21 protein-coding genes and 1 riboswitch are annotated in these 21,310 nt (G+C 67.5%); of the genes, 15 read left to right on the top strand and 6 right to left on the bottom strand.

Features of this window, described 5'->3' with window-relative positions; all coding sequences use genetic code 11:
• Window positions 1-7: 7 nt before the first annotated feature.
• Window positions 8-1,702, top strand: coding sequence for a ShlB/FhaC/HecB family hemolysin secretion/activation protein (locus tag ABIA90_RS01765; RefSeq protein WP_354117065.1), 1,695 nt, complete (start codon window positions 8-10; stop codon window positions 1,700-1,702).
• 165 nt (window positions 1,703-1,867) lie between these two features.
• Here ABIA90_RS01765 and bluB read toward each other — a convergent pair whose 3' ends face one another.
• From bluB to cobU, 3 genes are read right to left on the bottom strand one after another with little or no spacing between them, the layout of a single operon-like run.
• Window positions 1,868-2,500 carry a 5,6-dimethylbenzimidazole synthase gene (gene bluB, locus ABIA90_RS01770; RefSeq protein ID WP_354117066.1) on the bottom strand — a complete coding sequence of 211 codons (633 nt, stop codon included), beginning with the start codon at window positions 2,498-2,500 and terminating at the stop codon, window positions 1,868-1,870.
• Between the two features lie 4 nt (window positions 2,501-2,504).
• Window positions 2,505-3,287, bottom strand: coding sequence for an adenosylcobinamide-GDP ribazoletransferase (gene cobS / locus ABIA90_RS01775; protein ID WP_354117067.1), 783 nt, complete (start codon window positions 3,285-3,287; stop codon window positions 2,505-2,507).
• On the bottom strand, window positions 3,284-3,790 hold the full coding sequence (gene cobU, locus ABIA90_RS01780; RefSeq protein ID WP_063984439.1) for a bifunctional adenosylcobinamide kinase/adenosylcobinamide-phosphate guanylyltransferase: 507 nt from the start codon (window positions 3,788-3,790) through the stop codon (window positions 3,284-3,286). Before cobU ends, cobS begins: the two co-directional genes overlap by 4 nt.
• A gap of 121 nt (window positions 3,791-3,911) precedes the next feature.
• On the opposite strand from cobU, the gene cbiB reads away from it, so the two are divergent.
• Window positions 3,912-4,853, top strand: coding sequence for an adenosylcobinamide-phosphate synthase CbiB (gene cbiB / locus ABIA90_RS01785; protein WP_354117068.1), 942 nt, complete (start codon window positions 3,912-3,914; stop codon window positions 4,851-4,853).
• Between the two features lie 11 nt (window positions 4,854-4,864).
• A complete protein-coding gene (cobD, locus tag ABIA90_RS01790; RefSeq protein WP_354117069.1) occupies window positions 4,865-5,830 on the top strand; it encodes a threonine-phosphate decarboxylase CobD in 966 nt (321 codons plus the stop codon).
• Here cobD and ABIA90_RS01795 read toward each other — a convergent pair.
• Window positions 5,819-7,267 (bottom strand): cobyric acid synthase, encoded by a 1,449-nt coding sequence (locus ABIA90_RS01795; protein ID WP_354117070.1) that lies wholly within the window; start codon window positions 7,265-7,267, stop codon window positions 5,819-5,821. The two genes, cobD and ABIA90_RS01795, sit on opposite strands and share 12 nt — an antisense overlap.
• A gap of 23 nt (window positions 7,268-7,290) precedes the next feature.
• Window positions 7,291-7,926, bottom strand: a complete 636-nt coding sequence (gene cobO / locus ABIA90_RS01800) for a cob(I)yrinic acid a,c-diamide adenosyltransferase (RefSeq protein ID WP_028148472.1) — start codon at window positions 7,924-7,926, stop codon at window positions 7,291-7,293.
• Between the two features lie 40 nt (window positions 7,927-7,966).
• Window positions 7,967-8,188: riboswitch (cobalamin riboswitch) on the top strand.
• Window positions 8,189-8,284: 96 nt separating this feature from the next.
• Here cobO and ABIA90_RS01805 point away from each other — a divergent pair.
• From ABIA90_RS01805 to cobJ, 7 genes are read left to right on the top strand one after another with little or no spacing between them, the layout of a single operon-like run.
• Window positions 8,285-8,659: a DUF1636 family protein gene (locus ABIA90_RS01805; RefSeq protein ID WP_354117071.1), complete on the top strand. Its 375-nt coding sequence runs from the start codon at window positions 8,285-8,287 to the stop codon at window positions 8,657-8,659.
• Window positions 8,656-9,705 (top strand): cobalamin biosynthesis protein CobW, encoded by a 1,050-nt coding sequence (cobW, locus tag ABIA90_RS01810; protein WP_354117072.1) that lies wholly within the window; start codon window positions 8,656-8,658, stop codon window positions 9,703-9,705. Before ABIA90_RS01805 ends, cobW begins: the two co-directional genes overlap by 4 nt.
• The gene (gene cobN / locus ABIA90_RS01815; RefSeq protein WP_354117073.1) at window positions 9,705-12,953 is read left to right on the top strand and encodes a cobaltochelatase subunit CobN; all 3,249 of its coding nucleotides are present in this window, start codon (window positions 9,705-9,707) and stop codon (window positions 12,951-12,953) included. The genes cobW and cobN overlap by 1 nt, the downstream gene beginning before the upstream one ends.
• On the top strand, window positions 12,950-14,113 hold the full coding sequence (gene cobG / locus ABIA90_RS01820; RefSeq protein ID WP_354117074.1) for a precorrin-3B synthase: 1,164 nt from the start codon (window positions 12,950-12,952) through the stop codon (window positions 14,111-14,113). Before cobN ends, cobG begins: the two co-directional genes overlap by 4 nt.
• Complete coding sequence (locus tag ABIA90_RS01825) at window positions 14,113-14,742, top strand: precorrin-8X methylmutase (RefSeq protein WP_071915458.1); 630 nt, start codon at window positions 14,113-14,115, stop codon at window positions 14,740-14,742. The genes cobG and ABIA90_RS01825 overlap by 1 nt, the downstream gene beginning before the upstream one ends.
• Window positions 14,743-14,744: 2 nt before the next feature.
• Entirely contained in the window at window positions 14,745-15,476 is a 732-nt protein-coding gene (locus ABIA90_RS01830) for a precorrin-2 C(20)-methyltransferase (RefSeq protein ID WP_071915457.1), read from the top strand.
• Complete coding sequence (gene cobJ / locus ABIA90_RS01835) at window positions 15,473-16,207, top strand: precorrin-3B C(17)-methyltransferase (RefSeq protein WP_354117075.1); 735 nt, start codon at window positions 15,473-15,475, stop codon at window positions 16,205-16,207. Before ABIA90_RS01830 ends, cobJ begins: the two co-directional genes overlap by 4 nt.
• On the opposite strand, the gene ABIA90_RS01840 is transcribed toward cobJ, so the two are convergent.
• Complete coding sequence (locus ABIA90_RS01840) at window positions 16,183-16,929, bottom strand: cobalt-precorrin-6A reductase (RefSeq protein ID WP_354117076.1); 747 nt, start codon at window positions 16,927-16,929, stop codon at window positions 16,183-16,185. The two genes, cobJ and ABIA90_RS01840, sit on opposite strands and share 25 nt — an antisense overlap.
• On the opposite strand from ABIA90_RS01840, the gene cbiE reads away from it, so the two are divergent.
• The 5 genes from cbiE to cobA are packed head-to-tail and all read left to right on the top strand — an operon-like array spanning window position 16,928 to window position 21,291.
• Window positions 16,928-18,109, top strand: coding sequence for a precorrin-6y C5,15-methyltransferase (decarboxylating) subunit CbiE (gene cbiE / locus ABIA90_RS01845; RefSeq protein WP_354117077.1), 1,182 nt, complete (start codon window positions 16,928-16,930; stop codon window positions 18,107-18,109). The genes ABIA90_RS01840 and cbiE overlap by 2 nt on opposite strands.
• Window positions 18,106-18,474 carry a cobalamin biosynthesis protein gene (locus ABIA90_RS01850; RefSeq protein WP_354117078.1) on the top strand — a complete coding sequence of 123 codons (369 nt, stop codon included), beginning with the start codon at window positions 18,106-18,108 and terminating at the stop codon, window positions 18,472-18,474. The genes cbiE and ABIA90_RS01850 overlap by 4 nt, the downstream gene beginning before the upstream one ends.
• Entirely contained in the window at window positions 18,471-19,253 is a 783-nt protein-coding gene (cobM, locus tag ABIA90_RS01855; protein ID WP_354117079.1) for a precorrin-4 C(11)-methyltransferase, read from the top strand. The genes ABIA90_RS01850 and cobM overlap by 4 nt, the downstream gene beginning before the upstream one ends.
• Window positions 19,253-20,563: a cobyrinic acid a,c-diamide synthase CobB gene (locus ABIA90_RS01860; protein WP_354117080.1), complete on the top strand. Its 1,311-nt coding sequence runs from the start codon at window positions 19,253-19,255 to the stop codon at window positions 20,561-20,563. The genes cobM and ABIA90_RS01860 overlap by 1 nt, the downstream gene beginning before the upstream one ends.
• Window positions 20,560-21,291 (top strand): uroporphyrinogen-III C-methyltransferase, encoded by a 732-nt coding sequence (cobA, locus tag ABIA90_RS01865; RefSeq protein WP_063984425.1) that lies wholly within the window; start codon window positions 20,560-20,562, stop codon window positions 21,289-21,291. Before ABIA90_RS01860 ends, cobA begins: the two co-directional genes overlap by 4 nt.
• Window positions 21,292-21,310: the final 19 nt, after the last annotated feature.

Here is a 21,310-nt window from a genome sequence, read left to right on the forward strand (position 1 = left end):
ATTCGGGATGCGGATTTGGGGGGCAGCGTTGGGGGTGGGGCTTGCAGCTTGCTGCATCGCCCCTTCGCGCGCGCAAGTGCCCTCGATCAATCCCGGCGTGATCCAGAACGACGTCGACCGGCAGCGCCGCCAGCTCGAACGGCAGAGCGCGCCGCCCAAGCTCACCGGTCCCGCGGTGATCGGCGGTGAGCGGGAAAAGTCCCAGCTGCTGAAGCCGGGGGGGCCGAAATTCCGCCTGCGCAAGGTCGAGTTCGACGCATCCAAGTTCATCACGCCGGCAGAGCTGGACGAGATCGCGAAGAAATATGTCGGCAAGAACGTCGACATCGCCGCGCTATTGCAGCTCGTTGCCGACATCAACGCCATCTACACCGAGCGCGGCATCGTCACGGGCATCGCGACGCTGCCCGATCAAGACGCCAAAGGTGGTGTGGTCAAGATCAAGCTGACCGAGGGCCGGCTCCAGAAGACGACCATCGAGGGCAACAAGCAGACCCGCACCGATTACATCCTTCAGCGCGTGAAGGAGCCCGAAGGCGAGGTCCTCGACGTTCCAAAACTCAATCGCGACGTGATCTGGTTCAACCGGACCAACGACGTGCAGATCAAGGCGCTGCTCCAGCCTGGCACGAGTTTTGGCCTGACCGATCTCCAGTTCGCCGTGATCGAGCCGCCGGTCGACACCTTGCAACTCTTCACCGACAACCAGGGCGCGGAGAACACCGGGCGCTGGGAGGGCGGAGCCTTCTACAAGCGCCACGGCCTGTTCGGCGTCGACGACCGCCTGACCTTCTACGGCGTCCGCGCCGACGGCAATCTCAACGGCAACGCCGCCTACAGCATTCCGGTCAATCCCTGGGGTGGCCGCGTCGGCGTCAGCTATACCGAAGGCAAGATCAAGATCATCCAGGGACCGTTCGTCGCGCTCGACGTCACAGGACGCTCGAGCCAGGCCGCGGTCAATTTCAGCCAGCCGGTCTGGGTGACGCAGAACTGGCTGATATTGCTCAACGCCGCCGAGACCGAGGGCAAGACGGTCAGCCGCTTCGCCACGGTCTCCGTGACCGACGACCACTACGACAAGGCCACCGCCGGGCTCTCGGTGACCAATTCCGGCAACACCTATTCGATCACGGTCTCGCCGGCGGTGAACTACATCACTTGGCATGATTATGTGCTCGGCAACAACCGCGCGTTCAACACCTATACCGGCTCGCTGATCGCGACCAGCGCGGCGGGGCCGCAGAATTTCAGCGCCAACGTGCTGGCGAGCTGGCAGTACACGCAGGAAAAGCTGCTGCCGGGTGACCAGATCTTCTCGATCGGCGGTCCCACCACCGTGCGCGGCTATCCCTCCAACTCGGCATCCGGCGACAGCGGCTATTATTTCAACGCCGAGCTGCACTACAATTGGTCGTCGTGGCTCAAGGGGTTCGACACCTACATCTTTACCGACTGGGGTGCGGTCTATTCGACATTCCCGGGGGTCACCGAGCTCGCTTCGGTCGGCGTCGGCTTCTCATGGACCTATGCGTCGTTCATGACGTTCGAGGCGAATTACGCGACGCCGTTGAAGATGGCCGTCTCGACCCAGAACCATTACGAGGCCTATGGCCGCGTCATCTTCCGGCCGTTGTTGATGTTCCAGAAGCAGGAGAGCCCTGCGCCGGTGGTGGCTGCCGCCGGCAAGAGCAGGTCGTAGCGACAAGCCGCCTCTCTCTCCGTCGTCATTGCGAGGAGCCCGCGACAAAATTGCAAAGCAATTTTGCGCTGGTGCGACGAAGCAATCCAGAATCCCTCCGCGGAGACAGCCTGGATTGCTTCGCTACGCTCGCAATGACGGAGGATGGAGCGGGGGCGCGGCGCCTCAACGCCGCAGCGTGAATTCGTCCGCGCCGCGCCGGTGTTCCCATTTCGCCTGCTCGAGCTCAGGCTGGTCGCATTCGACTTCCGGATAGCCGATGCAGAGATAGGCGATGAATTTCCAGGTCTCAGGCACGTCGAGAGTGGTGTGAACGCGCTCCGGATTGAGGATCGACACCCAGCCGATGCCGATGCCGTCGGCGCGCGCGGCGAGCCACATCGCGGTGATCGCGGCGACCACGGAATATTCCGTCGTCTCCGGCATGGTCGCGCGGCCGAGGCCGTGGCCGATGTCGCTCGCCTTGTCCGCGAACACGGCGAGGTGGCCGGGGGCCTGTTCGAGACCGGACAGTTTTAGCGTCGCATAGCGCGCGGCGCGCTCACCGGAGTAACAGTTCAGCGCATCGGCGTTGCATGCCCTGAAGTCGTCGATCACGGCGCGGCGTCGTGCGGCATCTTCAACGACAACGAAGCGCCAGGGCTGGCTCAGGCCGACCGAGGGCGAGAGACAGGCCGTCTCGATCAGGCGATCGATGGCGCCGGCCGGCAGCGGATCGGCGCGGAAGCGGCGCACGTCGCGGCGCCATACGAACAGCTCGCGCAAGTGCTGACGGAAGGTGTCGTCGAACTCGACCATGAGATCAGCCTCCCGTCCGGAAGGATGCCGCCACCAGCAGAATGAGGATCTCGCCGGTCTGCTCGAATGCGCCGAGAATGTCGCCGGTCTGCCCGCCGATCTGGCGGATGGCAAGCCGCGCCAGCATCAAGCCGGCGAGCGACAGCAGGATCAGGCTGACCAGCGCCTTGCCAGGCCCGAGCGCGAGGGCGAGGGCGAGCGTTCCAACAGCGAAGGCGATGGCGACGCTGCGGCCCGGCGGCGATCCCGCGCTTGCCGACAGTCCATCAGATCGTGCCGGCGGGACCAGCGACATGAAAGCCGGCACGCCCGCGCGGGCGGCAATGTGCGCGGCGCACAGCGCGAGCGCGACGGCCCAGGGATTGGCGATTGCCGCGAGCGCGCTCCAGCGCAGACCGAACGAGAGGATCAGCGCGCAGACGCCATAGGTGCCGATCCGGCTGTCGCGCATGATCTCGAGCTTGCGTTCGCGCGTCCGGCCGCCGCCGAGCCCGTCGGCCGTGTCGGCAAGGCCATCCTCATGCAGCGCACCGGTGATGAGCGCGGTCGCGGCCAGCGTGAGCAGGGCGGCGAGGTTCGGTGTCAGTCCGAACCGGCTGGAAATCTTGTAGACCAAGGCACCCGCCAGGCCGACCATCAGTCCCGCGACGGGGAGTGCCCAGGTTGCGCGCGCGACGGCGCCGTCAGCCGCGGACTTCGACGATGCAACGGGGAGGACCGTCACGAACGATGCCGCCATCCTGAGATCGGCGATAATCTCTTTGAAAAGCTCGGCGCGCGGCATCATTTCAGTTTCATCGGCAGGCCGGCCACGACGAACTCGACTTCGTCGGAAACCGCCGCGATGACCTGATTCATGATTCCGGCGGCGTCGCGATAGCTGCGCGCCAGCGCGTTGTCGGGCACGATACCGAGGCCGACCTCGTTGGTGACGAAAATGACGGGGCTCTTCTGGCCGCCCATGAAAGCGGCGAGCTTCATGAGTTCGTGTTCCCAGTCACGCCCCGCATGCATGATGTTGGAGAGCCACAAGGTCAGGCAATCCACCAGCCTTGGGCCGGCGCCATCGGTCTCGATCAGAGCTTGCAGGAGATCGAGTGGTACCTCTCGCTCGATCCAGTCGACGGCCGCGCGCTTGGCTCGATGCTTGGCGATGCGCACCTCCATTTCGGCATCGAGCGCCTCGGCCGTCGCGATGTAGATGGGCTGGCCCGGAAAGCTGCGCGCGCGCTTTTCCGCGTGGGCGCTCTTGCCCGATCGTGCTCCGCCCGTGATCAAGATGACGGCCATAAAGGTCTCCTGTGGGCCTGACTAATCACCAATCGCGGCCAAAGACAAAGCCGAAATCAGGCGGCCGGGGGCTTGCGCTCGGGCCGTGCTTTGCGCAACAGGGGCGGGACAGGAGGTGGGCGTGGTTTTTGCGGGGGCGATGGCGGTGGCGATGGCGGTGGATGCCCTGCTGGGCTGGCCGTCGTGGCTGTTCGCGCGGATCGGCCATCCCGTGACCTGGCTCGGCCGGCTGATCGGCGCCATCGATGCCGTCTGGAATCGCGCGTCCGATCCGCGGGCATTTCGCCGCGCCGCCGGTGTTGTCGGCGCGCTCGTGGTGATCGTGTTCTCGGTTGCGCTCGGCTGGATGCTTCAGTCCTTGCTCCCGCGGGGCTGGATCGAGATCGTGCTGGCCGGCGTCCTGGCCTGGCCGCTGGTTGCGTTGCGCTCGCTCCATGATCACGTCGCTGCCGTCGCGAAGCCGTTGCAGGCCGGCGACATCGCTGCTGCGCGCGATGCGGTCTCGCGGATCGTCGGACGCGATCCCGCGACCCTCGACGAAGCCGGCATCGCGCGCGCGGCGATCGAGAGCCTTGCGGAGAACGCCTCCGACGGCATCGTGGCGCCGGTGTTCTGGGGCGCGCTGTTCGGACTGCCCGGCATTTTGGGCTACAAGGCGATCAACACGCTGGACTCCATGATCGGTCATCGCAACGAACGCCACGAAGCTTTTGGCTGGGCCGCCGCACGCATCGACGACGTCGCAAACTTCATTCCGGCGCGCCTGACCGGCTTTCTGTTCGTCCTGTTGGCGTCGCGGCGATCGGAGGCGCTGTCGTGCATGACGCGCGATGCCCGCCGTCACCGCTCGCCCAATGCCGGCTGGCCGGAGGCGGCGATGGCGGGCGCGCTTGGCGTGCGGCTCAGCGGCCCCCGTATCTATCACGGCAGCGCGACCGATGAGCCCTGGCTCAACGAAGGCGCGCGCGATCCGCTTGCCGCGGACATCAGCCAGGGGTTGACGATCTACCGCCGCGCCATGCTGCTGCTCGCCGGCCTCCTTGCGATCCTGGCCTTCGCGTGAAAGAACGGGATATGCGCGAGCACGGTGGAAATCTCGATCTGGCCCAGCAGCGTTTTGGCGGGCGCGCGGAAGACTGGATCGACCTGTCGACCGGGATCAACCGGCTGCCTTATCCCGTGGGTGAGGTGAGCCCGCGCGCATGGAACGCGCTGCCGTCGCGCGCCGAGATCGAGAGCCTGCATCAGGCGGCGCAGCACGCTTACGGCACAAGCGCGCCGATCGTCGCGATGGGCGGTGCCCAGGCCGCCATTCAATTGCTGCCGCAACTCGCGCCAGCCGGCCGCGCGCGCATCCTTGCGCCGACCTACAATGAATATGCCGGGGTCTTGTCGGCTGCGGGCTGGGATGTCCAGGAGGTCGGCGAGCTCGACGCGCTGGCGGGCACGGATATCGCCGTCGTCGTCAATCCCAACAATCCCGATGGCCGGCGTTTTGCGCCAAAGGATTTGCTGGCGCTGCTGCCGCGCGTCGGCCGTCTCGTCATCGACGAGAGTTTTGCCGATGCTGCCCCGCAGCTGTCGCTCGCATCCGAGGCGGATCGGCCTGGACTGCTGGTCCTGCGCTCCTTCGGCAAGTTCTATGGTCTTGCCGGCCTGCGGCTTGGGTTTGCGCTCGGCAACGCGGCCGACATCGCCAAGCTCGCGGCGATGTCGGGGCCATGGCCGGTGTCGGGAGCGGCGATCGCGATCGGCTGCCGCGCCTTGCGCGACGACGCCTGGGCCGAGGCCACGACCGCGCGGCTTGCGCGCGACTGTGTCCGCCTCGACGACATCGTGCATTCGCAAGGCTGGCGGCTCGTCGGTGGTGCACCGTTGTTTCGTCTCTACGAGACGCCTGATGCGCTTGCCGCGCAGGCGAAACTGGCGCGTAGCCAGATCTGGTCGCGCGTGTTCGTGAGAGAGCCAACATGGCTGCGTCTCGGACTTCCCGGCAGCGAAGCCGAATGGACGCGCCTTGCCGAGGCGCTAGCGCGCTAGCGCGAGCAGGCCGCCGACGTCGAGATGCTGTTCGATGTGATCGGCGAGGGCGTCGAGCGCGCTCTCGACCCTGCTGTGATAAGGCTCGTCGCCTGCCGGAATGTCGAGCTTTGCGAGATACGCCTTGCGGAAATCATCCGACGTGAACAGGCCGTGCAAATAGCTGCCTTGCACGCGGCCATCGCGCGAGATCGCGCCTTCGGGCTCGCCGTTCAGTTTCGCAAACGGGCGCGCGCGATCCGGCCCATCGGTGCGGCCGATGTGGATTTCGTAGGCCTCGATAGGCTGGTCCGTGGCGGCATGCACGGCCGCGACGCGCGTCAGCGTCTTCTGCGGGCTCATCATTGTGGCGACGTCCAGAAGTCCGAGGCCCGGCGTGTCGCCGGCTGGGCCTTCGATGCCATCGGGGTCGGCGACGCTGCGCCCGAGCATCTGATAGCCGCCGCAGAGGCCAAGCACATGGCCGCCGCGGCGATGATGCGCCAGGAGATCGATGTCCCAGCCCTGCGCGCGCAGGAAGGCGAGATCGCCGCGGGTGGATTTCGAGCCGGGGATGATGACGAGGCGGACGTCGCCGGGGATGGCTTCGCCCGGCCGCACCATCACGAGATCGACGCCAGGTTCGAGTTTCAGCGGATCAAGATCATCGAAATTGGCGATCCGCGACAGCGCGAGGCAGGCGATCTTGCACTGGCCCGGCTTTCGCGCATCACTCAGGCCCAGCGCGTCCTCGGCCGGCAGCTCGCCGGCGCGCGCGAACCAGGGCAGCACGCCAAGGCCGCGCCACGCGGTCTTCTGCTCGATCAGCTTGTAGCCGTCATCGAACAGCGAGGGGTCGCCGCGGAACTTGTTGATGACGAAACCCTGGATCATCGCGGCATCGTCGGGGTCGATCACCGTCTTGATGCCGACGAGCTGGGCGATGACGCCGCCGCGGTCGATGTCGCCGACCAGCACGACCGGCACGTCGGCCTTGCGCGCAAAGCCCATATTAGCGATGTCGGCCTTGCGCAGGTTCACCTCGGCCGGGCTGCCGGCGCCTTCGACCAGCACCAGATCGGCGCGCGCTTTCAGCCGCTCGAAACTTTCCAGCACCGCGCCCATCAGCGAAGGCTTCATCGCCGCATATTCGCGCGCACGTGCGGTCGCGATGCGCTTTCCCTGGACGATGATTTGTGCGCCGACATCGGTCTCGGGCTTCAGCAGCACCGGGTTCATGTCGGTGTGCGGTTCGACGCCGGCGGCCAGCGCCTGAAGCGCCTGGGCGCGACCGATCTCGCCGCCGTCGACGGTGACGGCCGCGTTGTTCGACATGTTCTGCGGCTTGAAGGGCAGCACGCGCAGGCCGCGCCGCGTGAAGGCGCGGGCGAGGCCGGCGACGATGAGCGACTTGCCCACGTCCGAGCCGGCCCCCTGGATCATCAATGCGCGCGCCATGGTGTTTTCAGAACCTGGCGTCGTCAGAACTCGACGCCGGCTTGCGCCTTGATGCCGGAGCGGAAGGGGTGCTTGACCAGCGTCATCTCGGTGACGAGGTCGGCGATCTCGATCAGCTCGTCCTTCGCATTGCGCCCGGTGAGCACGACATGCGTCATCGGCGGTTTGTGCGTTTTCAGGAAGTCGACGACCTCGGCGATGTCGAGATAGTCGTAGCGCAGCGCGATGTTGATCTCGTCGAGCACGACCATGCGCAGATTGGAATCCGATATCAGCTCCTTGGCCTTCGCCCAGCCGGCCTGCGCCGCGGCGATGTCGCGGGCGCGGTCCTGCGTCTCCCAGGTGAAACCTTCGCCCATCGCATGGAACTGGCAGAGCTCGCCGAAATGGCCGGTGAGCAGGCGCCGCTCGCCGGTGTCCCAGGCGCCCTTGATGAACTGCACGACCGCGCAGGGGAAGCCATGGGCGACACAGCGGACGATCATGCCGAAAGCGGAGGAGGACTTGCCCTTGCCGGCGCCGGTGTGGACGATGATGAGGCCCTTCTCGCCGCTCTTGGTCGCCATGATCTTGTCGCGGGCAACCTTGATTTTCGCCATTTTCGCGGCGTGGCGGGCGTCGGTTTCCTCGGCCGTTTGGGTATCCGGTTCAGGCGTCATCTGACAGGGTCCTTCGGCTTGACAAGAGGCGGCCGGGGGCAAATGGTGGCCCGGCGTTGGTTCCTGTCCTATGACAGGCGAAGAGGGAATGCGATAGGGTCCGAATCGACAAGATTCGGCTCCAAACTGCAGCCGCCCCCGCGACCGTGACCGGAGAGATGCCCGAAGCCACTGATCCCCCAGGGGATCGGGAAGGCGGGGATCGAAGGGCCAAAAGCCCTGCTCCGCAAGCCGGGAGACCTGCCAGCGCGGACGAGTTTTGGACCGGCGGACGGGGTGTTCCGCGACGGGGAAACGGACCTTCGGGGGAATGGTCCGTGTGCCTCTTCGCCTCCCGCTGTTTATCCTGGAAGAGGCGATGACCGTCACACTTCACGTCTGTATTACCTGCCGTGCCGGCCAGACGCTCGACGAGGGTGAGACGACGCCCGGCAAGCGCCTGCATGGCGCGATCCTCGACGCCGGCGTGCCGGATGGCGTCAATGTGGTTCCCGTTGAATGCCTGTCGGCATGCAGCCAGGGTTGCTCGGTTGCGCTCAGCGCGCCCGGCCGCTGGTCCTATGTCTATGGCCGTCTCTCAGAGGCCCATGCGAGCGACGTGGTCGCGGGTGCTGCGGCCTATGCCGCCGCGCCCGACGGCCTCGTGCCCTGGCGCAGCCGTCCCGAAATCTTCCGCAAGCAATCGCTTGCCCGCATTCCCCCCATTGCCGTGTTGCCGGAGGCCGCCGAATGAACTCGCTCGCAAAAGTCCCTGTGACGGTGGTCACGGGTTTTCTCGGCTCCGGCAAGACGACGCTGATCCAGCATCTGCTCGCAAACCCCGACGGCAAGAAGCTCGCCGTGCTCGTCAACGAGTTCGGCAGCGAGGGCGTCGACGGCGAGATCCTGAAATCCTGCGCCGATGCCAATTGTCCGGAAGAGAACATCGTCGAGCTCGCCAATGGCTGCATTTGCTGCACCGTTGCGGACGATTTCATCCCGACCATGGAAAAGCTCTTGGCGCGGCCGGTGAGGCCCGATCACATCCTGATCGAGACCTCGGGCCTGGCGCTGCCGAAGCCGCTGCTGAAGGCGTTCGACTGGCCGGAGATCCGCTCGCGCATCACGGTCGACGGCGTGATCGCACTCGCCGATGCCGAGGCTGTCGCCGCCGGTCGTTTTGCGCCGGACCCGGCTGCGGTGGAAGCGCAGCGCGCGGCGGATGGAAATCTCGATCACGAGACGCCGCTGTCGGAAGTGTTCGAGGACCAGATCGCCTGCGCCGATATCGTGCTGCTGACCAAGGCCGATCTTGCGGGCGCTGCAGGGATCGAAGCGGCCAAAGCCGCCATCACCGCCGAGATGCCGCGCCGCGTGCCGATGCTATCCGTCACCGATGGCGTGATCGATGCGCGTGTCATTCTCGGCCTCGGCGCCGCCGCAGAGAACGATCTCGCCGCGCGCCCCTCGCATCACGACGGCGAGGAGGATCACGAGCACGACGATTTCGCCTCCGTCGTGATCGATCTTCCTGAAATCAGCGACATCGACGCGCTGGTCGCGTCGGTGCAGCGTCTTTCGCGCGAGCAGAACGTGCTGCGCGTCAAGGGCTATATCGCGGTCGCGGGCAAGCCGATGCGCCTGTTGCTGCAAGCGGTCGGCGAGCGCGTGCGCCACCAGTTCGACAAGCCCTGGGGCGCAGCTCTCAGGCAGTCGAAGCTCGTCGTGATCGGCGAGCACGGCGATATCGACGAGGCCGCGATCAAGGTCGGACTTGGGCTTTCAGGATCTGGTATCTGATGCACGTCGTCTTCCGCGAGAGTCGCGGTCTCGAGGAGACCGCGACGCCAAGGGACATCGGCCAGGACCCGGCCGATCTCGTGGTGCTCTCGTACTCGGATTCCGACCTTGCCGCGTTCGCGGCCGGCTGGCGGCGCGGCCGCAACAACCTGCCGTCGCTGCGGCTCGCCAATCTCGCGGAGCTGCGGCATCCGTTGTCGGTCGACACCTATATCGAGCGCACGCTGTCGCAGGCACGCGGCATCCTGGTGCGCCTGATCGGCGGTGAATCCTACTGGCCGTACGGGCTCGCGGCCCTGCAGCAGCTGGCGAAGGACCGCAACATCGTGCTGGCCGTGTTGCCGGCCGACGGCCGCGACGACACGCGGCTCGATGCCTACTCGACCCTGCCGGTTTCGACGCTGCGCCGGCTCAAGGTGCTCTGCGACACCGGCGGTCCCGTTGCAGCCCAGGCCGCGATCGCGCAGCTCGCGCTGGCCTCGGGCCTTTACGCGGGCCCGGTCGTCGGCGAGATGAACCTGCCTGAGATGGGCTTTTACGATCCCGCGCGTGGCGTCATTGCTGCGCCGATGGCAGGCGAGGGAAAGCCGCTCGCGCTCGTGACCTTCTATCGTTCCTATCTCACCGCCGCGGATACCGGGCCGGTCGACGCCCTGATCGCGGCGCTGCGCGAGCGCGGCTTTGACGCGTACGGCGTGTTCGTCACCTCGCTGAAGGCTTCGGGCGTTGCGGACTGGCTGCGGACGTATTTCGCGGCGAGTCCTCCGGCCGCGATCGTCAACGCGACGGCGTTCTCGGCGATGGGCGACGACGGCACGACACCGTTCGATGCTGCATCATGTCCCGTCTTCCAGGTCGCGCTCTCATCGGCACGGCGCGAGGACTGGGCGGAATCGCTGCGCGGCCTGTCGCCCGGCGATCTCGCGATGCATGTGGTGCTGCCGGAGGTCGACGGCCGCCTGTTCGCAGGCGTGGTGAGTTTCAAATCGGCGGCGGAGCGTGATCCCGATCTGCAATTTTCGCATCTGGCGCACCGGCCCGATGAGGAGCGCGTCAAGGCCGTCGCTGCGCGCGTTGCAGCCTGGCGACGCCTCGCCGAGACGCCAGCCGCCGGGAAGCGGGTGGCGCTCGTGCTCTCGAACTATCCGGGCCGCCCACATCAGATCGCGCATGCGGTTGGTCTTGATGCGCTGGCGTCGGTCGAGGCATTGCTGTCTGACCTGACCGAGGCCGGCTTCGATGTTGCGCCGGTCCAGGCGCTCGGCGAGACGCTGCTCAAGCAGAACTTGACCTGGAGCGTCGCCGACTACCGCGCGGCGCTCTCGCGCCTGCCGCAAGCCTTGCAGGATGATCTCGCGCAGGCCTGGGGCGCGCCGGAGACCGATCCGAGCTGCCGCGACGGCGCGTTCCATTTCGCTGGGATCCGATGCGGCCAATCGATCATCGCGGTTCAGCCCGAGCGCGGCGATGCGACCACGCGCGATGCCGACTATCACGATCTCGCCCGCACGCCGCGCCATGCCTATGTCGCGTTCTATCTCTGGCTCCGCGGGCAGACCATCGATGCCGTTGTGCACATGGGCGCCCATGGTACGCTGGAATGGCTGCCCGGGAAATCCGTCGCGCTGTCCTCACACTGCTGGCCGGAAGCCCTGATCGGCGATCTGCCGGTCATCTATCCCTTCATCGTCAACGATCCCGGCGAGGCCGCGCAGGCCAAGCGGCGCTTGGGTGCCGTCACCATCGGCCATCTGCCGCCGCCGCTGGAACAATCTGCGGTGCCGGACGGCCTGCGCCGGCTCGAACGTCTGCTGGACGAATATTCGACCGCCGATGGCCTCGACCCCGCCAGACGTCAGCGTCTGATCGCCGCGATTCGCGACGAAGCGCGTGCGGCGGGCCTCGAGGACGATCTCGGTCTCGATGCATCGGCTGCACCGGCGGAAGCGATCCCGCGGATCGATCGCTTCGTCTGCGATCTCAAGGAGAGCCAGTTCGGCGACGGCTTGCACGTGTTCGGCCGCGGCGCCTGCGCCGATGCGGAGCGCGATGCGTTGCGTACCGCGCTCGCGGGGCAGCGCGTTGCGCCGGGGCCGTCGGGCTCGCCGTATCGCGGGCGCCAGGACGTTCTGCCGACCGGACGCAATCTCTTTGCCGTCGATCCGCGCGCGGTGCCGACGCCGTCGGCGCATGCGCAAGGCATCAGGCTCGCGGAAGAGCTGCTGCGTCGCCATTTGCAGGATCACGGAGACTGGCCGAAAGGCCTCGTGATCGATCTCTGGGGCTCTGCGACGATGCGGACCGCCGGCGAGGAGTTTGCCATGGCGCTGCATCTCGCCGGCCTTGCGCCGCACTGGGACCACGCCTCAGGCCGCGTCACCGGCTACGACATCATCGCGCCGGCCGAGCTCGGGCGCCCCCGCATCGATGTTACGCTGCGCGTGTCGGGCCTGTTCCGCGATGTCTTCTCCGGCCTCGCGCAATTGTTCGAGGCCGCCGCCGAGGCGCTCGCGTCGCGCGAGGAGGAGGGCGACGAGAATCCCTATCGCCACCGCGCCTCGCGCGTGTTCGCGCCGCGCCCCGGTCAATACGGCGTCGGCCTCTCGGCGATCCCGGATGCCTTCACGGCCGAGACGCGTGATGCCGCCGGCGAAGCCTGGCTGTCGGCGTCGTCCTGGGCGTTCTCGGCGGACGGTGCGATGCAGCCGGATCGTGCCGGCATCGAGACGCGGCTCGCATCCGCCGATGCTTTCGTGCACGTCCAGGACTTGCCGGAAACCGATCTTCTGCTTGCCGCCGACTATGCCGCGCATGAAGCCGGCATCGCGGCGGCTGCAGCGCATCTCGGTGCGGCAGGACCATCGCTCTATCACCTCGATACGACGCGGCCCGAGCAGCCGCACGCGCGGACGCTGACCGAGGAAATCTCCCGTGTCGTCCGTGCACGCGCGGCCAATCCGGCCTGGATCGCCGGCATGATGCGGCACGGTTTTCGTGGCGCTGCCGAGATCACCGCGACGCTGGAGCACATGGCCGCCTTCGCGCATCTGGCCGGCGCCGTGCCACCGCATCTGTTCGATCTCTACTATGACGCGACGCTCGGCGACGCCGACGTCCGCACCTTCATGGCCCGCGAAAATCCGGCTGCGCTCGCCGCGATGGAGACCTGCTTCACGCGCCTGCATGAGGCTTCGCTCTGGCGAACGCGCCGCAATTCGATCGCGGCTGCGCTGAAGGAGGCTTCATGAGTGCGGCCGCGATCAAGGGCTGGTGTCCCGGCGCGTTGCGCCCGATGCAATCGGGCGACGGGCTCGTGGTTCGCGTGCGCCCGTTCGGCGGAAGGCTTGAAGCCGCGCAAGTCGCCGGCCTTGCCGAGCTCGCCGAACGCTACGGCAATGGTCTCATCGATGTGACGAGCCGCGCCAACCTCCAGATCAGAGGCGTCAGCGAGCAAGGCCATCGCCGGCTGCTCGATGGACTCGCGTTGCTGCGGCTGCTCGACCCCGATTCCGACATCGAAGCCCGACGCAACATTTTGGTGACGCCGTTCTGGAACAGCGGTGATGAGACACAGGCGCTCGCCGCGGAGCTTGAGGAAGCGCTCGCCGACAGCGCGCTCGATCTTCCCACAAAGTTCGGCTTCGCCATCGACGATGGAAAGTCGCGCGTACTCGCCGGCGATTCCGCCGACGTGCGCATCGAACGCGATCGCGACGGCCGGCTCGTGGTGCGGGCCGATGGCGCAAGGCTCGGCCGCTCGGTCGCACGCGGGGAGGCCGTGAGCACGGCGCTCGCGCTCGCGAACTGGTTCATCTCGTCCGGCGGTGCGAAGGGCGGGCGAGGGCGCATGGCAGCCCATATCGCGGCCGGCGCGGAATTGCCTCAGTCGTTGAGCGGCGAAACCGAGCCTGCTCCGGTCATGGCCGCGTCACGACCCGGGCATTATCCGCATGGCGCCCTGGTCGGCGTCGCGTTCGGGCAGATGCTGCACACGACGCTCCATCAATTTTCCGGCTGCGGACATGCGCTGCGCATGACGCCATGGCGGATGGTGCTGAGCGAGGGCAAGCGCGAGATGCCGAGCGGGGCAGGCCTCATCACCGAGCCTTACGATCCGGCGTTGCGCGTGATTGCTTGTAGCGGCGCGCCGCGTTGCCGCGAGGCGCATGCCGATACCCGCGCACTCGCTTCCGCCCTTGCGCCGCGCATCGCCCTCGATACGCGCCTTCACGTCTCCGGCTGCGCCAAGGGCTGCGCGCGTTCCGGCGCGTCCGCGGTGACGCTGGTTGCGACCAGCGCCGGATTCGATCTCGTCCGCGACGGCTCGACCCGCGACGAGCCGGTTCTGCGCGGCCTGAATGGTGCCGACATCGTCAGCGATCCCTCCATCCTGGTCGGAGGCCACTGATGCCGCACACCTACGAGACCGACGGTGCGGCGATCTATCGGCAGTCTTTTGCTACCATCCGGGCTGAAGCGGACCTTGCGCGCTTTTCGCCTGACGAGGAGCAGGTGGTGGTGCGGATGATCCACGCCGCCGGCATGGTGGGCCTTGAAGCCCACATCCGCTTCACATCAGGCATGGCGACTGCCGCGCGCGCGGCCTTGCAGAAGGGCGCCCCGATCCTGTGCGACGCGCGCATGGTCTCGGAAGGAATTACGCGCGCGAGACTGCCGGCGGCCAACGCCGTGATCTGCACGCTCGGCGACGAAGCCGTTCCCGCGCTCGCGCAGTCCATGCGCAACACGCGGTCCGCAGCGGCGCTGGAGTTGTGGCGGCCGCATCTCGACGGCGCAATCGTTGCGATCGGTAACGCGCCGACCGCGCTGTTTCATCTCCTCAACATGCTCGAGGACCCGGGCTGCCCGCGGCCTGCGGCGATCATAGGTTGCCCCGTCGGCTTCGTCGGCGCGGCCGAATCCAAGGCCGCGCTGATGGCCGATCCGCCGGTGCCGGCGCTGACGGTCGAGGGGCGCCTCGGCGGCTCCGCGATCACGGTCGCCGCCGTGAATGCACTGGCGAGCCGGAGCGAATAGCCATGGGACGCATCATCTGCTGCGGTCTCGGCCCCGGCGATCCTGATATGATGAGCGTGCGCGCCGACCGGACGGTGCGGGCTGCGGAGCATGTCGCCTATTTCCGCAAGAAGGGCCGGCCCGGACAGGCTCGGCGGATCGTCGAAGGCATGTTGGCCTCCGACGTTACCGAATACGCAATGGAATATCCTGTTACGACGGAGCTCGCTTTCGATAGCCCGGAATATGTGCAGCTGCTCGCCGGCTTCTACGACGAATGGGCCGAGCGGCTGGCGCGGCTGGCACGTGCGGTGGACGTCGTCGTGCTCTGCGAGGGCGATCCTTACTTTTACGGCTCCTTCATGCATCTGCACACGCGCCTGCAAGGCCGTGTCGAGATCGAGGTGATCGCGGGGATTCCCGGCATGGTCGGCTGCTGGAACGGCGTCGGCCGGCCGATCGCGCTTGGCGACGACGTGACGACGGTGCTGATGGGTACGCTTCCCGAAGACGAGCTCGAACGGCGCATGCGCGATTCCGATGCGCTTGTCGTCATGAAGACCGGCCGCAATCTTTTAAAGGTGCGTCGCGCGCTGGCTTCCGCGGGTCGGCTGGACGATGCCTGGCTGGTTGAGCGCGGTACCATGCCGGGCGAGCGCGTGGTGCGGCTCGCCGAGATCGATGCCGCCGACTGTCCTTACTTCGCGATCGTGCTCGTGCACGGCAAGGGCCGGCATCTGGACGCCGCCGAATGACGGGCACGCTGACCATCGCGGGCCTCGGGCCGGGCAGCGATGCGCTCGTGACGCCCGAGGTCTCCGCCGCCCTTGCTGCCGCCACCGACATTCTGGGCTATGCGCCCTATGTTGCGCGCGTGCCGCCGCGGGCAGGGCTCACCTTGCACCCCTCCGACAATCGCGAAGAGCTGCAGCGCGCGGGCGAGGCCCTGCGGCTCGCGGCCGAAGGCGGGCAGGTCGTCGTCGTCTCCTCCGGCGACCCCGGCGTCTTCGCGATGGCGTCGGCCGTGTTCGAGGCGCTCGAACAGGCGCCGCAATGGCGCGAGCTTTCCATTCGCGTTTTACCCGGTATCACCGCGATGCTGGCGGCGGCTGCGCGCGCCGGCGCGCCGCTCGGCCATGACTTCTGCGCGATCAATCTCTCCGACAATCTCAAGCCGTGGGCGGTGATCGAGAAGCGCCTGCGGCTGGCCGCAGAAGCCGATTTTGCCATTGCGATGTACAATCCGCGCTCGGCAAGCCGGCCGGAGGGTTTTGGCCGCGCGCTTGCGGTGTTGAAGGACGCCGGCTGCGGCGAGCGCCTCGTGATCTTCGCGCGCGCGATCAGCGCCGCTGATGAAAGGATCGAGACCGTCACGCTGAACGAAGCGACGCCTGAGATGGCCGACATGCGCACGCTTGTGATCGTCGGCAACTCGCAGACGCGCCGCATCGGCCGCTGGGTCTACGCCCCGAGGCAGGCGCGATGACCGAGCCACTGCATGATCTCGGCCACGCTCTCAACCCGCAGCCGTTCGGGCAGTTTTGGCCGCGCGATCATGATCACGGGCAGGCCGAGCATGCGGGCCGCATCGATCTTGGCGCGTGCGCCATCGCCGCCGGAATTGCGGGCGACGATCCACGCGATGCCGCGCGCGCGCATCATGTCGAGCTCGCCGTCGAACGTGAACGGCCCGCGCGAGACGATCACGTCCGCAGCGAAGAGCAGCGGTGCTTCGGGTGGATCGACGAACCGCAGCGTGTAGGTGTGCTGTGGCTTGCTCGCGAATGGCGCGATGTGCTGCCGGCCGATGGCGAGGAACACGTTTGCGGGCGACTCGGGCAGCGCGGCGGCTGCGGCGGTGACGTCGGCGACTTCGATCCAGGTGTCGCCGGGCGCCCTCGTCCAAGGCGCGCGCTCGAGCGCGATCAGCGGCGTGCCCGTTTGCGCGCACGCCTGGACCGCGTGGCGGCTCATCTCGGCAGCGAAGGGATGCGTGGCGTCGATCACATGCGTGATGCGCTCACGGCGAATATAGTCGGCAAGCCCGCTCACGCCGCCGAAGCCACCGATGCGGGTCGGCAGCGGCTGATCGGCGGGCGCGCGGGTTCGGCCGCCATAGGAATACACGGCGTCGATGCCCGCGCGTGCGATTTCCGCGGCGAGCAAACTCGCATCGGCGGTTCCGCCCAGAATGAGGGCGCGCGTCATGGCTGATCCCTGGTTGACCATCATCGGTATCGGCGAAGATGGCCTTGCCGGGCTGTCCGAGGCAAGCCGAAAGGCGCTCGCGAAGGCAGAAACTGTTTTTGGTGGCGAGCGTCATCTCGCGCTTGCTGATGTGGAGGGGCGCGGTCGCCCTTGGCCGGTGCCGTTCGACGCAGACATCGTGCTGAGCTGCCGCGGCCGGCCGACGGTGGTGCTCGCCTCCGGCGATCCGTTCTGGCACGGTGCCGGTGCAAGTCTCGCCGAGAAGCTCGATGCCAACGAGTGGATCGCGCATTCGGCGCCATCGACCTTCTCGCTCGCGGCCGCGCGGCTCGGCTGGCGCCTCGAAGCCATCGCCTGTCTCGGGCTTCATGCCGCGCCGTTCGAGCGTCTCGTGCCGCATTTGGCGCCCGGTACGCGCATCATTTGCCTCGTGCGCGACGGCAAGGCGGCCGGTGAGCTCGCCAAATGGCTGAGCGAGCGCGGGTGGGGCGCCTCGGCGTTCTGGACTCTCGCCGCGCTAGGCGGGGCGCGCGAAAGCATCGCCGAGCATCGTGCCGACAGCTTTGCGGGCGATCTCGCCGAGAACCTGGTCGCAGTGGCCGTCGAGGCGAGGGGCGGGCAAGGCATTCCCCGCAGCTCCGGCCTGTCCGACGATCTCTTCGCTCACGACGGCCAGATCACCAAGCGGCCGGTGCGCGCGCTGGCGCTCTCGGCACTGGCGCCGCGTCCCGGCGAGCGGCTGTGGGATATCGGCGCGGGTTCTGGCTCGATCTCTGTGGAATGGGCGCTGTGCGGCGGGACGGCGGCCGCCATCGAGGCGCGCGAGGATCGTGCCGCGAATATCCGCGGCAATGCTGCGGCGTTCGGATTGGCGCATCGGATCACCGTCATCACGGGGAGTGCGCCGAAAGCTTTTGCTGCGTTGGAAGCGCCGGATGCCGTCTTCATCGGTGGCGGTCTCGATATCGCAATGTTCGATGCCATCTGGTCACGGCTTGTGCCGGGTGCGCGGCTCGTCGCGCATGCGGTGACGCTGGAGACGGAGGCGCTGCTCGGCGAACTGCACCAGCGCCACGGCGGCGAATTGATGCGGGTTGAGATCGCACATGCCGGCCCGCTCGGCCGCTACAGGTCCTGGGAAGCGTCGCGGCCCGTGGTGCAATGGAGTGTGGTTCGATGAAAGTCGCCGGACTCGGATTCAAGAAGGATGTCACGCTGGCTTCGCTGCGCGAGGCGCTGCTGGCGGCCGGTGGTTTCGAAGGCCTCGCAGCGGTCGCGACCGTCAGCGACAAGGCCGACGCGGAGCCGCTCAAACAGCTCGCGCGCGAATGCGGCGTGCCGATCAAGCCGGTTCCTGCGGACATGCTGGCCGGCATCGAGACGCCGACGCAGTCAAAACTCGTCGGGGAAAAGTTCGGCACGGGCTCGGTCGCTGAAGCCGCGGCGCTCGTTGCGGCTGGCCCTCGCGCGCGATTGATTGCGACGCGGGCGGTCTCGCGGGATCGCACCGCGACCGCCGCGATCGCAGAGGGAGACGGCGCATGACGGTGCACTTCATCGGTGCAGGACCGGGCGCTCCGGATTTGCTGACGTTGCGCGGACGCGACCTCATTGCGGCCTGTCCGGTCTGCCTCTATGCGGGCTCGCTGGTGCCCGAGGGCGTGCTGGCGCATTGCCCGCCCGGCGCGCGGATCGTCAACACCGCGCCGCTGTCGCTTGACGAGATCATCGCGGAGATCGCCGCCGCGCATGCCGCCGGCAAGGATGTTGCCCGCCTGCATTCCGGCGATCTCTCGATCTGGTCGGCGATGGGCGAGCAGCTCCGCCGCCTGCGCGCGCTCGGTATTCCCTACACGGTCACGCCGGGCGTGCCGTCCTTCTCGGCCGCTGCCGCCGCGCTGGAGACCGAGTTGACGCTGCCCGGTCTTGCCCAGTCAGTCGTGCTGACGCGCACGCCGGGCCGCGCCAGCGCAATGCCTGAGGGCGAAAAGCTCGCAGCGTTTGCCGCCACCGGTGCGGTGCTCGCGATCCATCTGTCGATCCATCTGCTCGACAACGTCATCGCCGAGCTGACGCCGCATTACGGCGCGGATTGCCCCGTCGCGATCGTCTGGCGCGCGAGCTGGCCGGACCAGCGCATCGTTCGCGCCACGCTGGCGACGCTCGATGCCGCCGTCGGCACCGAGATGGAGCGCACCGCACTCATTTTGGTTGGCAAGACGCTGGGCGCTGCGGACTTTGACGAGAGCCGTCTCTATGCCGCCGATTACGATCGGCGCTATCGGCCGGTCGGCGCCGATCCGCGCTTTCCGGAGGCATCGTGATGCCGGCAGGGCTCGTCATCTCCGCGCCGGCCTCCGGCGTCGGCAAGACCACGCTGACGCTGGCGCTCGCGCGCGCCTGGCGCAATCGCGGATTGAACGTGCAGTGCTTCAAGAGCGGACCCGACTATATCGATCCCGCCTTCCATGCCGCTGCGACGGGTCGCGCTTCCGTCAACGTCGATAGCTGGGCGATGGATCGCGGGACGATTGCTCATCTCGTCGGTCGCGGCACTGATGCCGATGTCGTGCTCGCGGAGGGCTCGATGGGTCTGTTCGACGGCGTCGCCGCGCGCGGCGTCTCTGGCACCGGCGCCACCGCCGACATTGCGGAGATGCTGGGCTGGCCGGTGCTGCTGGTGATCGATCCCTCCGGACAGGCGCAGACGGCTGCGGCGATCGCCGCAGGCCTTCGCGACTATCGTGCCGGCGTGCGGCTTGCCGGCGTGGTGCTCAATCGCGTCGCCAGCCCGCGGCATGAAGATCTCGTGCGGCGTGCACTGAACGACGCCGGCATCGCCGTGTTCGGCGCGCTGCCGCGCCATGCCGAGATCAGCCTGCCGAAACGGCATCTCGGCCTGGTGCAGGCCGAAGAGCAAGCCGAGATCGGCAAGCTGATCGACGAAGCCGCGCGCTTCGTCGCCGAACACGTCGATCTCGATGCGGTGCTGCGATCGGCAGCAAGCTGGTCGCCGCAACCGGCGGCAAACGGCATCAATGTGACGCCGCCCGGGCAGCACATTGCGTTGGCCCGCGATGCCGCGTTCTCCTTCATCTATCCGCACATGCTGGAGGCCTGGCGCGCGGCCGGCGCCGAGATCTCGACATTCTCGCCGCTTGCCGATGAAGCGCCCGACGCGAGCGCCGACGTCTGCTGGCTGCCCGGCGGCTATCCCGAGCTGCACGCGGGGAAGATCGCGGCCAATGCCCGCTTTCGCAGCGGCTTGCGCGCCTTCGCTGACACACGGCCGGTGCACGGCGAATGCGGAGGCTATATGGTGCTGGGAACCGCTCTGACCGACGCCGACGGCATTCGTCATGAGATGACGGGCCTGCTCGGACTGGAGACGAGCTTTGCCAAGCGCCGCATGCATCTCGGCTATCGTCTCGCTGCGCTCGCCGCGCCGATGCCGGGCCATCAGGTTGGCGCGCGCCTGCGCGGTCATGAGTTCCACTATTCGACGATTGTCGCGCAGCCGGACACGCCGTTGGCGGTCGTGCACGATGCAACAGGCGCGATCATCGCCGAGACCGGCTCGCGCCGCGGTCATGCCACCGGCACGTTCTTCCATCTGATCGCGGAGGATCGGTGAGCGGTTTTGTCACTTTCATCTCGGCCGGCCCCGGCGACCCCGAGCTCCTCACGCTCAAAGGCGCCGCGCGGCTGCGCGATGCCGACGTCGTGCTCTATGACGATCTCGCCTCCGGGGCGATTCTCGATCTGGCCCGGCCCGGCGCCAATCTCGTCGCGGTGGGGAAGCGGGCAGGGCGGCCCTCGACCAAGCAGCACCACGTCAACCGCCTGCTGGTCGACTACGCCGCGGCTGGCGTCCGTGTGGTGCGGCTGAAATCGGGCGATGCCGGTATCTTTGGCCGGCTCGAGGAGGAGCTGGAGGCGCTGCGCGAAGCCGGCATCGGCTACGAGATCATTCCCGGAATCACCTCGGCCTGTGTCGCCGCCGCGCAAGCCGGCATTCCCCTGACCCGGCGCCACACCTCGCGCCGGGTGCAGTTCGTGACCGGGGCCGATGTCACCGGCGAGCTGCCGCAGAATTTGAACTGGGCGGCGCTGGCGGATCCCGAAGCGACCACCGTGGTCTATATGGGCCGGCGCACCTTTCCGGCGCTTGTCGCAAAATTGATCGAGCACGGCCTCGCGCCTGATACCCCGGCGCTGTTCGCCGAATCCCTCGGTCGTCCCGACGAGCGGCTGGTCCGCACCACCATTGCCGAGCTGGCCGAACAGCTTGCGCGGGGCGGCGCAGCCTCGACGGCCGCCGTGATCCTGTTTGGCGCGCTGGCGGGCGATTATCCGTCATGACCGTCCCGGCCGCCCTTCG

Source organism: Bradyrhizobium sp. LA6.8 (assembly GCF_040547935.1).
Lineage (GTDB): Bacteria > Pseudomonadota > Alphaproteobacteria > Rhizobiales > Xanthobacteraceae > Bradyrhizobium > Bradyrhizobium barranii.

Coding starts and splice junctions, on each gene's coding strand:
- ABIA90_RS01795 (WP_354117070.1), bottom strand. CDS start 7,267: ATGGCGCGCGCATTGATGATCCAGGGGGCCGGCTCGGACGTGGGCAAG.
- cobD (WP_354117069.1), top strand. CDS start 4,865: ATGCGCGAGCACGGTGGAAATCTCGATCTGGCCCAGCAGCGTTTTGGC.
- ABIA90_RS01850 (WP_354117078.1), top strand. CDS start 18,106: ATGAAAGTCGCCGGACTCGGATTCAAGAAGGATGTCACGCTGGCTTCG.
- ABIA90_RS01825 (WP_071915458.1), top strand. CDS start 14,113: ATGCCGCACACCTACGAGACCGACGGTGCGGCGATCTATCGGCAGTCT.
- cobJ (WP_354117075.1), top strand. CDS start 15,473: ATGACGGGCACGCTGACCATCGCGGGCCTCGGGCCGGGCAGCGATGCG.
- cobO (WP_028148472.1), bottom strand. CDS start 7,926: ATGACGCCTGAACCGGATACCCAAACGGCCGAGGAAACCGACGCCCGC.
- ABIA90_RS01805 (WP_354117071.1), top strand. CDS start 8,285: ATGACCGTCACACTTCACGTCTGTATTACCTGCCGTGCCGGCCAGACG.
- cobW (WP_354117072.1), top strand. CDS start 8,656: ATGAACTCGCTCGCAAAAGTCCCTGTGACGGTGGTCACGGGTTTTCTC.
- bluB (WP_354117066.1), bottom strand. CDS start 2,500: ATGGTCGAGTTCGACGACACCTTCCGTCAGCACTTGCGCGAGCTGTTC.
- cobG (WP_354117074.1), top strand. CDS start 12,950: ATGAGTGCGGCCGCGATCAAGGGCTGGTGTCCCGGCGCGTTGCGCCCG.
- ABIA90_RS01840 (WP_354117076.1), bottom strand. CDS start 16,929: ATGACGCGCGCCCTCATTCTGGGCGGAACCGCCGATGCGAGTTTGCTC.
- cobN (WP_354117073.1), top strand. CDS start 9,705: ATGCACGTCGTCTTCCGCGAGAGTCGCGGTCTCGAGGAGACCGCGACG.
- ABIA90_RS01765 (WP_354117065.1), top strand. CDS start 8: ATGCGGATTTGGGGGGCAGCGTTGGGGGTGGGGCTTGCAGCTTGCTGC.
- cobM (WP_354117079.1), top strand. CDS start 18,471: ATGACGGTGCACTTCATCGGTGCAGGACCGGGCGCTCCGGATTTGCTG.
- ABIA90_RS01830 (WP_071915457.1), top strand. CDS start 14,745: ATGGGACGCATCATCTGCTGCGGTCTCGGCCCCGGCGATCCTGATATG.
- cobS (WP_354117067.1), bottom strand. CDS start 3,287: ATGATGCCGCGCGCCGAGCTTTTCAAAGAGATTATCGCCGATCTCAGG.
- cobU (WP_063984439.1), bottom strand. CDS start 3,790: ATGGCCGTCATCTTGATCACGGGCGGAGCACGATCGGGCAAGAGCGCC.
- cbiE (WP_354117077.1), top strand. CDS start 16,928: ATGGCTGATCCCTGGTTGACCATCATCGGTATCGGCGAAGATGGCCTT.
- ABIA90_RS01860 (WP_354117080.1), top strand. CDS start 19,253: ATGCCGGCAGGGCTCGTCATCTCCGCGCCGGCCTCCGGCGTCGGCAAG.